Annotated in this window: 19 protein-coding genes; 6 read left to right on the forward strand and 13 right to left on the reverse strand. The window is 53.7% G+C overall.

Features of this window, described 5'->3' with window-relative positions:
- The 13 genes from ybgF to serA form a co-directional block, all read right to left on the reverse strand.
- Positions 1-873 carry a tol-pal system protein YbgF gene (gene ybgF, locus METLU_RS0112730; protein ID WP_027158543.1) on the reverse strand — a complete coding sequence of 291 codons (873 nt, stop codon included), beginning with the start codon at positions 871-873 and terminating at the stop codon, positions 1-3.
- Positions 874-1461, reverse strand: coding sequence for a peptidoglycan-associated lipoprotein Pal (gene pal, locus METLU_RS0112735; RefSeq protein ID WP_027158544.1), 588 nt, complete (start codon positions 1459-1461; stop codon positions 874-876).
- 59 nt (positions 1462-1520) lie between these two features.
- On the reverse strand, positions 1521-2807 hold the full coding sequence (tolB, locus tag METLU_RS0112740) for a Tol-Pal system beta propeller repeat protein TolB (protein ID WP_407939092.1): 1287 nt from the start codon (positions 2805-2807) through the stop codon (positions 1521-1523).
- A 104-nt stretch (positions 2808-2911) separates the two neighbouring features.
- Positions 2912-4027 carry a cell envelope integrity protein TolA gene (gene tolA, locus METLU_RS0112745; protein WP_027158546.1) on the reverse strand — a complete coding sequence of 372 codons (1116 nt, stop codon included), beginning with the start codon at positions 4025-4027 and terminating at the stop codon, positions 2912-2914.
- 7 nt (positions 4028-4034) lie between these two features.
- Entirely contained in the window at positions 4035-4481 is a 447-nt protein-coding gene (tolR, locus tag METLU_RS0112750) for a protein TolR (protein WP_027158547.1), read from the reverse strand.
- A complete protein-coding gene (gene tolQ, locus METLU_RS0112755) occupies positions 4478-5155 on the reverse strand; it encodes a protein TolQ (RefSeq protein WP_027158548.1) in 678 nt (225 codons plus the stop codon). The genes tolR and tolQ overlap by 4 nt, the downstream gene beginning before the upstream one ends.
- Positions 5145-5546, reverse strand: a complete 402-nt coding sequence (gene ybgC / locus METLU_RS0112760) for a tol-pal system-associated acyl-CoA thioesterase (protein ID WP_027158549.1) — start codon at positions 5544-5546, stop codon at positions 5145-5147. The genes tolQ and ybgC overlap by 11 nt, the downstream gene beginning before the upstream one ends.
- 139 nt (positions 5547-5685) lie before the next feature.
- Positions 5686-6720, reverse strand: a complete 1035-nt coding sequence (gene ruvB, locus METLU_RS0112765; protein WP_027158550.1) for a Holliday junction branch migration DNA helicase RuvB — start codon at positions 6718-6720, stop codon at positions 5686-5688.
- Positions 6717-7316, reverse strand: coding sequence for a Holliday junction branch migration protein RuvA (ruvA, locus tag METLU_RS0112770; protein ID WP_027158551.1), 600 nt, complete (start codon positions 7314-7316; stop codon positions 6717-6719). Before ruvA ends, ruvB begins: the two co-directional genes overlap by 4 nt.
- Positions 7313-7813 carry a crossover junction endodeoxyribonuclease RuvC gene (gene ruvC, locus METLU_RS0112775; protein WP_027158552.1) on the reverse strand — a complete coding sequence of 167 codons (501 nt, stop codon included), beginning with the start codon at positions 7811-7813 and terminating at the stop codon, positions 7313-7315. Before ruvC ends, ruvA begins: the two co-directional genes overlap by 4 nt.
- A 51-nt stretch (positions 7814-7864) precedes the next feature.
- Positions 7865-8620 carry a YebC/PmpR family DNA-binding transcriptional regulator gene (locus tag METLU_RS0112780; protein ID WP_027158553.1) on the reverse strand — a complete coding sequence of 252 codons (756 nt, stop codon included), beginning with the start codon at positions 8618-8620 and terminating at the stop codon, positions 7865-7867.
- Positions 8621-8688: 68 nt separating this feature from the next.
- Positions 8689-9330: an HAD-IB family phosphatase gene (locus METLU_RS0112785; protein WP_027158554.1), complete on the reverse strand. Its 642-nt coding sequence runs from the start codon at positions 9328-9330 to the stop codon at positions 8689-8691.
- A gap of 9 nt (positions 9331-9339) precedes the next feature.
- A complete protein-coding gene (serA, locus tag METLU_RS0112790) occupies positions 9340-10923 on the reverse strand; it encodes a phosphoglycerate dehydrogenase (RefSeq protein WP_027158555.1) in 1584 nt (527 codons plus the stop codon).
- A 95-nt stretch (positions 10924-11018) separates the two neighbouring features.
- Between serA and METLU_RS0112795 the strand changes: the two genes are divergently transcribed.
- From METLU_RS0112795 to soxY, 6 genes are read left to right on the forward strand one after another with little or no spacing between them, the layout of a single operon-like run.
- Positions 11019-11519 (forward strand): peroxiredoxin family protein, encoded by a 501-nt coding sequence (locus METLU_RS0112795; protein WP_027158556.1) that lies wholly within the window; start codon positions 11019-11021, stop codon positions 11517-11519.
- A gap of 3 nt (positions 11520-11522) precedes the next feature.
- Entirely contained in the window at positions 11523-11948 is a 426-nt protein-coding gene (gene hemJ, locus METLU_RS0112800; RefSeq protein ID WP_027158557.1) for a protoporphyrinogen oxidase HemJ, read from the forward strand.
- A 2-nt stretch (positions 11949-11950) separates the two neighbouring features.
- On the forward strand, positions 11951-12730 hold the full coding sequence (gene thiD / locus METLU_RS0112805; protein WP_027158558.1) for a bifunctional hydroxymethylpyrimidine kinase/phosphomethylpyrimidine kinase: 780 nt from the start codon (positions 11951-11953) through the stop codon (positions 12728-12730).
- On the forward strand, positions 12730-13362 hold the full coding sequence (gene thiE, locus METLU_RS0112810) for a thiamine phosphate synthase (protein WP_036243093.1): 633 nt from the start codon (positions 12730-12732) through the stop codon (positions 13360-13362). Before thiD ends, thiE begins: the two co-directional genes overlap by 1 nt.
- Positions 13359-13700 carry a sulfur oxidation c-type cytochrome SoxX gene (soxX, locus tag METLU_RS0112815; RefSeq protein ID WP_027158560.1) on the forward strand — a complete coding sequence of 114 codons (342 nt, stop codon included), beginning with the start codon at positions 13359-13361 and terminating at the stop codon, positions 13698-13700. Before thiE ends, soxX begins: the two co-directional genes overlap by 4 nt.
- The gene (gene soxY, locus METLU_RS0112820; protein ID WP_231383605.1) at positions 13697-14200 is read left to right on the forward strand and encodes a thiosulfate oxidation carrier protein SoxY; all 504 of its coding nucleotides are present in this window, start codon (positions 13697-13699) and stop codon (positions 14198-14200) included. The genes soxX and soxY overlap by 4 nt, the downstream gene beginning before the upstream one ends.
- The last annotated feature ends 1 nt before the right edge of the window (position 14201 follow it).

A 14201-nucleotide genomic window follows, 5' to 3' on the forward strand; every position in this document is an offset into this window, starting at 1 on the left:
TCAGGGCTTGGCATCCTCAAGCTGCAGCAATTTCTTTTTTGCCAGATGGGCTGCAGTCGAGCTAGGGAAATCAACCGTAACTCGGGTTAAATATTCACGCGCTTTGACCCAGTTTTGCTGATCAAATTCAATATACCCCAGCTTCAACAGAGCATCAGGGGCTTTGGCGCTGCTCGGATAATTCTGGATAACAGCGTTAAAAGCTGTACGCGCCGAATTAATGTCCTGATTGACTTTATGCGCCTCGCCCAGCCAGTACTGAGCATTACTTGCATAGGCGCCGTTAGGGTATTGGCTTAGAAAGGTATTGAATTGGGTGATTGACTCACTGGTGTGCCCTTTTCTTAAAGCTTCATAGGCCTGCTGATATTGCTGTTTTTCACTTTCAGAAGCTTGAGGCGCAGCCGGTTGTTGCACTGTGGGCTCAAGCTGCGGTGCAGGTGTATTCGCTGCCGGTGCCGGTGCTGGTGCTGGTGCTGGTGCTGGTGCTGCAGCAGGATCGGCCGCGCTAGCAGCCGGGTCAACCGCACCTTCCTGACCTGGTACAGTTTCAGCACCCGCTGGAGCACCACCAGTCGCATTATTCTCGATGCTGCTCAGGCGCTCATCAAAGTCGGAATACATGGTATTCTGACTTTTTTTCAGCTCTGCAATCTGATAGGCCTGCTCTTCCACCTTGCCTGTAAGCTGCTGCACTTCAGTCTGCAATTGCTCTACACGCGCCATTAGCTCATATACAGCATTAGGAGGAACTGAGCCCTGATTGGCCGCTCCAGCAGGATAGGTTGAGTTGTCAATGACGGGTGGCAATGCCCCTGGTTCCGCATAGGCAGTGCCACAGGCACATAACAGCATGAGTAAGCGCGATTTCATTTATTTGCCTTGATAGACCAGTTCAACACGGCGGTTCAGTTCCCAGGATGACTCATCGTGTCCAAATGCTGCCGGTTTTTCTTCACCGTAGCTGACAACTTCAAGCTGACCCTCATTGACCCCTTGTACTTTCATCATGCTGGCGACCGCTTTTGCACGTTGCTCGCCTAATGCAATGTTGTATTCGCGAGAACCACGCTCATCGCCATGGCCTTCCAGCACTATGTGTTGTCCGGGGTTTGCAAGCAGGTATTGTGAGTGAGCGGCAACGACCGGTACAAAATCCTGCTGTACCTGACTGCTGTCCAGCATGAAATATATAGTTTGTTTTGACAGCGGGTTATTCGGATCGCTAAATTCCGGACCCATGCCGCCTGCACTGCCAAAACCCGAGCCCGAGCCGCTGCCCATTTCCGAGCCAGAAATGCCGGAACCGCTGCTGAAGCCGCTGGTCGAGGCATCATTGATACCGGCCGCGCCACTTTGGCTGCCGTCGGTCAGACTTGCGTCCTGCTCATCAGTTGAGCTGCAAGCGGTCAAGATGGTTGCGCTGATTGCCAATGCCAATATTGCTTTATTGAATTTCATTTTAACTTCCATAAATAAATAATTAATTCTGTTTTAAAAATAGGGTACCGCCAACAGCTCTAGGGTGACCATGCCGGTTCGCGAACTTCGCTACTATCAAAGACCAGCTTTTGCTGCATTTTACCATCTATTGACACAGCCGATAAGTAACCGGTGCCTCCTTTTCGCGAAGCATATAAGATCAGATTGCTGTTCGGAGCAAAACTGGGAGATTCGTCCAGACGCCCTTCGGTCAATACGTTAACGGTACGAGTCGCCAGATCCATCACGGCAATGCGATAATCGCCGCGGTTGCCATGCACCATCGCTATATTTTTACCGTCCGGTGAAAAACTGGCTCCCGCATTATAATCACCGGTAAACGTCAGCCTTTTTTCCCCACCTCCGCTACTGGGCATGATATACAGTTGCGGCTTACCGCCCCTATCCGAAGTGAAAACGATCTGACTGCCGTCAGGTGACCAGCTCGGCTCTGTATCGATTGAATAGCTTTGGGTCAGCTTGGTCAATGAGCGCGTGGACAGATTCAGCACATAAATATCGGGATTGCCGTCTTTGGACAAGGTTAACGCCAGCTTCTGCCCGTCAGGCGACCAGGCCGGCGCGCCGTTAATGCCGGGAAATTCGGCCACTTTTTGCCGTTCACCTGTTGCCAGTGTCTGCACATAAATTCCCGCCGTTTTTCTCTCAAACGATACATAGGCCACTTTTCTGCCGTCAGGCGACCAGGCCGGCGACATCAATGGCTCAGGCGATGACGCGATGGTTTGAGGATTAAACCCGTCAGCATCAGCGACTTGCAGTCTGTGTATACGCTGATTTTTGCCTTGCGATTGGCTGGTAATGTAGATAATCCGGCCACTGAAGACACCTTTGTTGCCGGTCAGTTTTTCAAAAATGATATCGCTGATCTGGTGGGCTGTTCTGCGCAGTTCAGGCGGTGGCGAGACCATTCGGTAGCCCAACACCTGAGTGCCTTTGTAGATATCAAATACTTGAAACTGAATATTATATTGGCCCGCCTCTTCAGCCACCTGCCCGATCACCAGGTAATTCTGCCCTAAAGACTGCCATTCGTTGAATCTGACCTCTTCTGCCGTGCTCGGCCTGCTCAGCATACTCTGTTCATCCAGCGTTTTAAAATAACCGCTACGCCCCAAATCCGAGTTAACAATCGAGCCGATATTAACAGGCATACCGGCTGTCCCTTGAAAACCGAAAGGCACCACGGCAATGGGCATGGCACTCTCAATACCTTCGGTGATCTCGATATTCATTTCAGCCTGAGTAATCGGGACATGAAACCCGATCAGGCCGACTAACAACATTCTTCTAAAAAAACTCACATCATTTCCTCTGTCATTTAATTCAAAAAAACCGGTTGAAATACTACCTGATCTACCTTTAAACACTTTTACCCAGAAAAACAGCACGGGTTGGAGGCACAAACTTATCCTCTTGGCTCAAATGTAAACGTAAACGATCTAAACTCTTTGTTAAACAATTCCCTGTCCGTAGGCACAGGCAGTGGCTGAGCTTTTAAAACCGCGTTGACTGCGGAGTTATCAAAAATTTCATCGCCACTGGATGCAATAATAACGGGCTCGCCAATCACTTGACCGCCTGAAGTCAACCTGACCTTTATGGTACATTTCATGCCAGTTGTGGCAGAAGGTGAACGGATCCAGCTGTTATTTACTTTTTTCTGAATCGCATTTTTAGCATTTTCTCCAGCTGCGGCTTTTGCTGCCCTGGCCGCTTCCGCCGCTGCCTTAGCTTTTGCTGATTCCGCCTGCTCTGCTGCCGCTTTGGCGGCAGCCATTCTTTCAGCTTCAGCCTTTGCTGCTGCGGCCTTTTCGGCGGCAGCTTTTTCGGCAGCCGCTTTCTCAGCGGCTGCTTTGACTCGGGCGGCTTCAGCTTTCTTGGCGGCGGCTTTCTCGGCTGCCGCTTTCTCAACCGCAGCCTTTTCTGCTGCCGCTTTGGCTCGGGCAGCTTCAGCTTTTTCAGCGGCTGCCTTTTCGGCCGCAGCCTTTTGAGCGGCAGCTTTTTGAGCGGCAGCTTTTTCGGCTGCCGCTTTGGCTCGAGCAGCCTCGGCTTTCTCGGCGGCTTTTTCAGCCGCTGCCTTTTCGGCTGCCGCCTTGGCTTTGGCGGCTTCGACAACTGCCTTGGCTTTTGCTATTTCGGCCTGCTCGGCCGCCGCTTTGGCGGCGGCCATTCTTTCTGCCTCAGCCTGAGCCGAGGCTTTTTCAGCTGCTGCAGCTCTTTCAGCCTCAGCTTTTTCCGCAGCGGCTTTGGCGGCTTCGGCTTTTTGCTGCTCTGCTAATTGTTGCCGTTTTTCTTCCGCAGCTTTCTGCTGCTCCACCCGGGATTCATCCTGCTTCTCAGGTCGAGCATCGGCTTCTGGAGGCACATCAATTTCTTCCAGAGAAGCCTGAATAATCTCCGGCGCAGGTTCACTGCTCTCTTTAGGTTTGGTGTCGAAACTTAAAGCAAACAGACTAAAGAGAACAACATGCAAAGCTAAAGCCAGGATAAATGGCCATACAAATCGTTTTTGACTATCCATCTACTCTCTATTGCTCTTCAGGTTTAGTCATCAACCCTACATTGCTTAACAAACCGGTCCTTTTCAATTCAGCCATTACCTTGACCACTTTGCCATATCCCAACGTTTCATCGGCATTGATCAAAACCTGGGTTTGCGGTTTACCGCTTAAGATGGCTATCACTCGCGCGCTTATTGCCTCAGGCTGCACAGGCTCATCCTTGCCGTCGCCATTACTGATAAAGTATTGTTCCTGTTTGTCGATGGTAATGACAAGAGGAGGATCATCCTTCTGCTCCACCGTTGCCGATTCGGCCTTGGGCAGATCGACTTTCACACCGGTTTGTAGCATGGGGGTTGTGATCATGAAGATGATCAACAATACCAGGGTAACGTCAATGTAGGGGACGACATTGATTTCCGCCATGGGTTTTCTTCGGCCGCGGCCGCGTTTACTGCTTTCTTGTGGACTCATTTGTTGTGCGCCTGCCTTTGCAATAATACGACGAACTCTTCGACGAACAATTCATAACGTCCTGTCAGCCGATCCAGACGCGTGGAAAACCGGTTATAGGAAACAACGGCCGGGATCGCGGCGAACAGACCAATAGCGGTTGCAATCAATGCCTCGGCAATACCGGGCGCCACTTGCGCCAGTGTCGCCTGCTGGACATTTCCTAATGAACGGAAAGAATTCATGATGCCCCATACCGTACCGAACAAGCCAACGTAAGGACTGGTCGATCCGACGGTCGCCAGAAACGGCAAATGCTCATCAAGCCGGTCCAGCTCACGTGACAGCTCGATACGCATGGCGCGCTGCGCGCTTTCCACTTGCACGCCGGGCTCGACATTGCCGGTCTGCCGCATGCGGGAGAACTCCTTATAGCCGGCGAGGAATATTTTCTCTATGCCTTCCGGTTCGAAGTCCTTGGATGTCAGCTTTCTGTAGAGATCGGCCAAGGGCACGCCGGACCAGAATTGTTCTTCGAACTCGTCGGTAATTTCCAGAGCCCGGCTGAGCACTTTGCGTTTGGAAAAGATAAATGTCCACGATACTACCGAAGCCGTCAGTAATATCAGCATGACAAATTGAACGACAAAACTGGCTTCTGTAATTAAGTGAAAAATGGATAAATCAGCACTCATTCTTTAACTGCTCTTGTATATTTTCAGGAATCGCTTTAGGGCGCATGGTTTGCGCATCCAGGCAGGCAATTCGCACCATGCCCCGGCACAAGACCTCATCGCCCCGTGTAATTTGTTGCTCAAAATCAAAACTGGCTTTTTTGATAAGGCTCAAGTCGGCACTGACCTGTAATTGCTCATTGAACCGGGCCGGGATCAGGTAATCAACCTGGATAGAGCGCACAACAAAGATAATGCCCTCCGCCATCAATTGATCCTGTTCATACCCCATAGCCCTCAACATTTCGGTCCTTGCCCGTTCGAAGAACTTCAGGTAGTTGGCGTAATACACCACGCCGCCTGCATCGGTGTCTTCGTAATAAACCCTTACCGGCCAGATAAATTTTTTCATTGTTCTTTATTCCCTCATTGATGAGTCCTCTAAAACTACGCTGATATTGGAAATTGAGAGGCGGTACGCTTTAAAGCATAAAGGGCGACTAAAAAGCCACCCTTTTATGCCACTGAGCTCTTGATTAAATAAATAGTTATTATGTAAATATGTCTTCCGATGCGCCCAATTGCTGCGGCGGTTGCAGACCGAAATGCAGATAGGCATGCTGCGTCACCACCCGCCCGCGCGGTGTGCGCATGATGAATCCCTGCTGCAGCAAATACGGCTCCAGCACATCTTCAATCGTGCCGCGCTCCTCACTGATAGCCGCCGCCAGCGTATCGAGCCCTACCGGTCCGCCGGCAAAATTCTCAATCATGGTCAGCAACAACTTGCGATCCAGTGCATCGAAACCGTTGTTATCGACTTTCAGCATGGTCAGCGCCTGATTGGCGATCTCCTCCGTCACGATGCCGTTGCCTTTGACTTCGGCAAAGTCCCGCACGCGGCGCAGCAAGCGGTTGGCGATACGAGGCGTGCCGCGCGACCTGCGCGCAATCTCATAGGCGCCGGCCTGCTCCATGTTGACGCCCAGCACGTTTGCCGAACGCGCGACGATGCTGGCCAACTCGTCAATGGTGTAAAACTCCAGTCTTTGCACGATGCCGAAGCGATCGCGCAGCGGCGAAGTCAAGAGACCCGCGCGGGTCGTCGCGCCCACCAGCGTGAATGGCGGCAGATCCAGCTTGATGGAGCGCGCGGCCGGCCCTTCGCCGATCATGATATCGATCTGATAGTCCTCCATGGCCGGATAAAGAATCTCTTCAACCGCCGGGCTCAAACGGTGTATTTCATCGATGAACAGGACATCGTGCGCTTCAAGATTGGTCAGCAACGCGGCGAGATCGCCGGCCTTGTCGAGTACCGGCCCTGAAGTCTGGCGGATATTGACGCCCATTTCGGCCGCTATAATATTGGCCAGCGTGGTTTTACCCAGGCCCGGCGGGCCAAAGATCAGGACATGATCCAGGGCTTCCTGGCGCGCTGTCGCCGCCTGAATGAAAATCTCCATTTGCGCGCACAGCTCTTTCTGGCCAACGTAGTCGGCCAGGCGTTTGGGCCGGATAGCCCGGTCTTGCCGCTCTTCATCGGAAAGCCTGTGGGCGGTAACCATTCGATCTCTTTCTATCATCTTAAGGCGCCTTGCAATGCCAAGCGGATAATATCTTCGCAGCTTTTATCTTCAGTGCCGATGCTCTGCACCATTTTTGCGGCGTCCTGCGGCTTGTAGCCCAATGCGCATAAAGCGCTGATAGCTTCCTGCCTCGGATTTTTAGCCGCCTGAGCAGCCGAAACATCGACCCGCATCGGGGCCGCATCGCCTAAATTGGGCAGTCTGTCGCGCATTTCAATCATCAGGCGCTCAGCGGTTTTTTTGCCTACGCCCGGCAAGCGAACCAGGGCCTGCGTGTCATTATTGAGGATGCAATGATGGAATTCTTCGGCGCTCTGCCCGGATAAAATCGTCAAGGCCAATTTAGGGCCGACGCCGTTGACCTTGATCAGGTTCCTGAACATCAGGCGATCCGATTCGGTTGAAAACCCGAACAGAATATGGGCATCTTCGCGAACGACAAGGTGCGTGTGCAACTGGACTTCTTCGCCGATAGCCGGCAGGTTGTAAAAAGTCGTCATCGGCGCTTCGACTTCATAGCCGACACCGTGCACATCGAGCAACAGCATCGGCGGCGCTTTCAGTACCAGCTTGCCGCGTAAAAAACCTATCATCGCAGTAACCCCTGCTGCAAACGCAGCGCGGTTTGCTGGTAGTGGGCATGGCAAAGCGAGAGCCCCAGGGCATCACTCGCATCGATCTGCAACTCGCCTTGAAGATTCAGCAGAATTTTCACCATGTGCTGGACCTGGAGCTTTTCGGCACTGCCCTTGCCCACCAGTGCCTGCTTGACCTGACGGGCGGCGTATTCGAACACCGGCAGACCCGTTACCTGCACAGCGCAGATAGCCGCGCCGCGGGCTTGTCCGAGCTTAAGCGCGGAGTCTGCATTCTTATGCATAAAGACTTGCTCTATGGCCATCTGCTCAGGCTGATACAAATCGACAATTTCCAGAATACCATCAAAGATCTGTTTGAGCCGGTCAGGAAAATAATCGGCTTTAGCGCGGATACTGCCGCTGGCTATATAGCTATAACCGCGAGGCGATTCCTCGATGATGCCGTAACCGGTAATTCTTGAACCAGGATCTATCCCCAAAATACGCGTCACAATGAATGGTGCCTGCCGATAATAATTTCAAGGCTAAAAAGCCGATATGCCTTATGCCTTTTCAGACAACTGCTCCATGATGTCTTCGCTGATGTCGGCATTGGAATAGACGTTTTGCACATCGTCCAGGTCTTCCAGCCGCTCTATCAGACGCATCATTTTCTCCGCGGTTTCGGCATCGAGTTCGGTGTTGGTTGATGCCTGCATCGTGATTTCAGCATTGTCAGGCTGAAAACCCGCCGCAATCAGCGCATCCTTGACTTCCAGATAATTCTCCGGCGTGGTCATGACATCCTTCGAACCGTCATCGTTGGTCACGACATCCTCTGCACCGGCTTCCAGGGCGGCTTCCATCAGCGCGTCTTCATCAACTGAATCGGCATAAGTGATAATGCCGACCTTGTTGAACATATAAGCCACGGAACCGTCTGTACCCAGATTGCCGCCCGCTTTACTGAAGGCATGGCGTACTTCGGCAACGGTGCGGTTGCGGTTATCGGTCAGACAATCAACCATGACCGCCGTGCCGCCGGGGCCGTAGCCTTCATAGCGCACTTCCTCGTAGTGAACGCCTTCCTGCGTACCGGTGGCTTTTTTGATGGCGTTTTCAATGGTATCGCGCTTCATATTGGCGCCCAGGCCTTTGTCTATCGCCGTCCGCAAGGACGGGTTAGTCGCAGGGTCGCCGCCGCCGGATCTTGCCGCCACCGAAATTTCTCTGAGGATTTTAGTGAAAAGCTTGCCGCGCAAGGCATCCTGTCCTGCCTTGCGGTGTTTGATATTAGCCCATTTACTATGTCCAGCCATTGTCTCTCTCTAGTAACAGTTTAAAATTTATCAATTTTAACATTCTGTCCGGCGCTAATCGATACACTTTATAAAATATACGGCAGAACGGCGGTCAAGGAAGGTCCGGCAACATAAACATCGGCTTGTTCATGCACAACAGGCCGGTCCATCACACCGCCAAAGCCGATCACATAAGCGCCCGCCTGCTTGGCTTCCATATCGGTCTTGCCGTCGCCAATCATAACGACAGAGGCTTGTGGCCTGCTTAACTCCCGGCAACACTCAGCCTTGCCGCCGGTTCTGGCCAAAGGCGAAGCCTGGTCATAACCGCGATAGCAGCCTTCTTCGTCAAAATAAACATTGACGGCATGCACATGGCTTTCGGCCAGATCCAGATACCGGGCCAAAGGCAATAGCGCCTGCCGGATGCCGCCGCTGATGATATGCAGTTCCTTGCCTTGCGCCGACAGCGTCTCAAACACCTCCTCGGCCCCCTGGACGATTTCCTCGATATACAAATCCGCCAGCCAGTCGATACTGGACTGATCCGGCCTGATCAGCGACAAACGCTGTCCATAAACCGCTTCCAACGGCACCTCGCCGTTCATGGCTGCCTCAGTCAACCTGGACATTTCCTCGCCCAGACCAACGCGCCGGGCCAGTTCGTCTACGCCTTCTATCCAGCTTAACGTGCTGTCGCAATCAAAACAAACGATATTGAAACTCATAATTGAAACTCACAAATTAATCTGTGTCGCTTTATGCACGGCTGCAATGCCACACAGTTGCTGCAATAAATCATCAGTTAATGGTTTGGAAACACTGATGACTGCCATGGCCTGATTCTGGTTATCGGCCGTACTAACTTCCATTCGGGAGATATTGATATCGGCATTACCCAATACGGCACTGATAGCCGATATCACGCCCGGTTTATCATCATGGCGGGTAATCAATACTGTACCTGCGGGCACGACTTCAATATCGAACTGATCAATGGAAATGAGGCGCGGATGGCGACCACCCAGCAAGACACCGGCCAGCGCAATGCTTTGGTCCGCGTAATGCCCGATTACCTTGATCAGCGACAGGTAATCCTGCGTTTCGTGCGTTTTTGACTCGATCAGGGAAATGCCCTGGCGCCGCGCGATATTTTCGGCATTGACGCGATTGACCGGTACCGAGACCTGTCCGCTCAGCACGCCTATCAGCGCAGACACCGAAACGGGGCGCGCCTCGACCTCCGCCGCCTTGCCGAACAGCGCCACCTCGATTTTTTCCAGCGGCTTGGGAGCCAGATTAACCAGCACCTTGCCCAGAATATTGGCCAGCGTCATAAACTCTTGCGCCCGTTTCAGCTCTTCGGCCGACAATCTGGGCAGGTTCAAGGCATTAACCGCCTCTCCGGTTTTCAGAAAAGTCACGGCCTGCCTGGCGATCTCCACGCTGACTGCGACTTGCGCTTCCGACGTGGATGCGCCCAGATGCGGCGTAAACACGATATTATCCAGTTCCAGCAAGGGTGAATTGGCTGGCGGCTCATGCTCATAGACATCAAGCGCCGCGCCGGCGATCTGGCCGTTCTTCAAGGCGTCATATAATGCACTCTCATCGATCAGCCCGCCTCTGGCGCAGTTAATCAGCATTGCCTCTTTTTTCATCATGGTCAGCTGGCTGCTGCCTATCAGGTTGCGTGTTTTCTCGATCAGCGGGCAATGCAGGGTCAGGTAGTCGGCCTGCCTCAACAATTCGTCGAGTTCCACGGACTCCACGCCGAACTCCTCGAATATCTCCGGCGTGACAAAAGGATCGTGCGCGATCACGCGCATTTTCAGGCCCAAACCGCGCTGAGCGACGATGCGTCCTATCGTGCCAAAACCGACGATGGCCAGCGTCTTATACGCGACTTCAGCCCCCATCAGTCTGGAACGCTCCCATTTGCCCGCGCGGATCGAGCGGTCGGCCACCGGCAAGTGCCGGCTCAGCGACATCATGTGTGCGATGGCCAATTCAGCCGTGGTCGTGGCATTGGCATCAGGCGTATTCATAACGATAATGCCCTGTTCCGTGGCTGCGGCCAGATCGACATTATCGACGCCGATGCCGGCACGGCCTATCAGCTTCAGGCGCTTGCCGGCCTGCAACACTTTTTTGGTGACTTTTGTATCGCTGCGTATCAGCAGCGCATCATAGTCGCCGATAATATTGCAGAGCCCTTCTTCATCCAATCCCGTCTCGATATGCAGCTGTATATCGGACTGATCATGTAAATAATTGATACCCGCTTCTGCCAATTTGTCTGAAATAAGAATTTTCTTCATAAGGCAATTCTCCGGAAGACGACGCGCTAAATGGACCTATAGACTAACAGCTTTGCTATAATCCCGATATTAACAATAGTTGACACTTTAGAATAATGAAATTTAAAGACTGGTTTCTGGGTTTGTTGTTACTGGCATTGATTGCGGCAGGTCTCTGGATAGGCCTTAGCAAAACCGTGACGCCGGCACCTGATGCGACTTTCACGACCATTACCGGCAAAAAAATCGCCCTGAATACGCTGCGCGGCAAGCCTGTGCTGGTCACGTTCTGGGCAACCGATTGCCCCGGCTGCATGGAAGAAATCCCGCATCTGATCGATCTTTACAGGAATTATCATGAGCGGGGACTGGAAATCATCGCCGTCGCCATGTACTACGACCCGCCCAATCACGTCGTCACCCTGACTAAAGACAAGTCGCTGCCTTACGAGGTTGCACTGGATTTGCAGGCCGAGCATGCCAGAGCTTTCGGCGATGTACGGCTCACGCCGACCACGTTCCTGATCACGCCTGACGGATCGATTGCGCTGCAGAAAATCGGCGCGTTTGACCCTGATGACATGAAGACCCGTATTGAAGCTATGCTAAAAGGATAAGCCATGCTCTGGTTAAAAGCATTTCACTTGATTTTCATGGTCACCTGGTTCGCCGGCCTGTTCTACCTGCCGCGCCTGTATGTCTATCACGCCATGAGCGATGACGAAATCAGCAACGAACGCTTCAAAATCATGGAGCGCAAACTGTATTACGGCATCACCACGCCGGGCATGATCCTGACCTTCGTCTTCGGCATCTGGATGCTGGCCGACTATGCCTGGGCCCTGTACGGGACGGCCGGCTGGCTGCATGCCAAGCTGGCGCTGCTGGCCTTGCTGGCGGTCTATCATATTTTCTGCGGACTCTGGCTGCTCGATTTTAAGCACGACCGCAACCGGCGCAGTCATGTCTTTTACCGCTGGATGAATGAAGTGCCGGTCCTGTTTCTGCTCGGCATTGTGATTCTGGCCGTCATTAAACCCTTCTGATGATGAACCGACCCGTTGTACTGTGCTTCTCCGGCCACGATCCCAGCGGCGGCGCCGGCGTGCAGGCCGATATCGAGACCCTGGTCAGCCACCAATGCCATGCCGCCAGCGTGATCACGGCCCTGACCGAACAGGATACGCACAATGTCAAAAAGCTGATTCCGCAAAAGCCGGACGACATCATCAGCCAGGCTACCACGCTATTGGCCGACCTGCCGGTCAAGGCCATCAAAATCGGCCTGATCGGACATCATGACACGGCCGCCGCCATTCATGCGATATTGACCAGACATCCGCAAATCCCGGTTGTACTGGACCCGGTACTGGCGGCAGGCGGCGGCGCCGAACTGGCAAGCGAACGGTTGATTGCGGCTGTCACGAACCTGTTGCTGCCCTGCACGACTATGCTGACGCCCAACAGCGAGGAAGCGCGCAGATTGACCGGCCTGACCGATCTGCATGACTGCGGTCTGGCGCTGCTCGATAAAGGCTGCGATTATGTGCTGATTACCGGCACGCATGAAACTTCGCCCGCGGTCAGCAATCAACTGTTCCATGGCGGCCGCTGCCTCGAAACCTTTACCTGGGACCGGCTGCCGGCCAGTTACCATGGCTCCGGCTGCACGCTGGCGTCAGCCGTGGCCGGCCTGATCGCGCAGGGCCTCGACCCTTTCCAGGCTGCCATGGAAGCCCAGGACTATACCTGGCACGCCCTGGAGGCCGCCTACCAGCCCGGCCAGGGCCAGCACAACCCCAACCGTTTTTTCTGGATCGACGACTGATGAAATTCCCACAGACCGGTCTCTACGCGATCACGCAGACCGACCACAAAACCATCGACATGATTATTGAAGAAGTCGCGGCGGCAATCCGCGGCGGCGCTGCCGTCGTGCAGTATCGCGACAAGAACCCCATCGATGCCGCCCTGCTGGCCCGCGAACTGGTCAAACTCTGCCATCGCCGAGACGTGCCGCTGATAATCAATGATGATGTCGAACTGGCCGTTCAAACGGGCGCCGACGGCGTTCACCTGGGCAAGGAGGACGGCCATATCGCCGAGGCCAGAAAGCGGCTGGGCGCGGACGCCATTGTCGGCGTGTCCTGTTATGACTCGGTCGCACGCGCCATCGAAGCCGAACGGGAAGGCGCAACTTACGTAGCCTTCGGGCGATTTTTCCCGTCCTCATCGAAGCCGCTGGCCGCGCCCGCGCAAATCGAAACACTCAGACAAGCCAAACGCGCGTTGCGCATTCCCATCGTGGCCATAGGCGGCATCCTGCCCGACAACGGCGCACCCTTGCTGGAAGCCGGCGCCGGGGTGCTGGCGGTCATCGGCGGTATTTTTGACCATCAGCCCGAACAATCGGCCCGCGCGTATTTGCCTTTATTCAAGGAAGAACCCGTACTGCCATGAAATTCGGCTTCATCGCCTTTATTTTGTTGCTGCCCGGCAGCGGCATGGCCGACATCCCGAAACAGCGGCTGGACGAAGGCAGGCAGATTGCATTCGACCGCAATAAAGGCAACTGTCTGGCTTGCCATGTGATTGCAGACGGCGAATCGCCGGGCAATATCGGCCCTGCGCTGGCGGCGATTCCAGGCCGGTTTAAGGACAAGCAGCAACTGCACGAACAGATCTGGGACGCGACGCGCTTCAACCCCGAAACCAGCATGCCGCCGTTCGGCAGAAACCGCATTCTCGATGCAGAAGAGATCGACAAGGTCGTCGATTATCTCTGGAGTCTGGAATGACTTATCAAACACAGACCGGAGTAGCCATCATGCCCGTCAATCGTAGAGAATTTCTGAAAAAATCCGTATCGTTCGGCGCCTGTTCCATGGCCCTGGCCAGCGGTTTGCTGAAGTCTGATCCGGCTCATGCGGAATGGCTCGCCGAGCAGTTTGCCCGGCACAAACTGGAAGAAACGCTGAAAACGCTATTCAAGGATGCGAAGATCACCGAAAGCGATAAAATCGATATCCAGATACCGCAAATCGCGGAAAACGGCGCCGTGGTGCCGATCACCGTCACCAGCCGTCTTGATGGCGTCGAAAACATTTCCATACTGGTCGAGAAAAATCCCGTGCCGCTGGCCGCCCGGTTCGACCTGTCGCCCGAACTTGAGCTTTCTGTATCGACCCGCCTGAAGATGGCCGAAACATCCGATGTCATCGTCATCGTGCAGGCCGGCAATAATCTTTACAGTGCCCGGCAAACGGTCAAAGTCACGATCGGCGGCTGCGGAGGTTGAC

It is taken from the genome of Methylobacter luteus IMV-B-3098 (assembly GCF_000427625.1).
Taxonomy (GTDB): domain Bacteria; phylum Pseudomonadota; class Gammaproteobacteria; order Methylococcales; family Methylomonadaceae; genus Methylobacter; species Methylobacter luteus.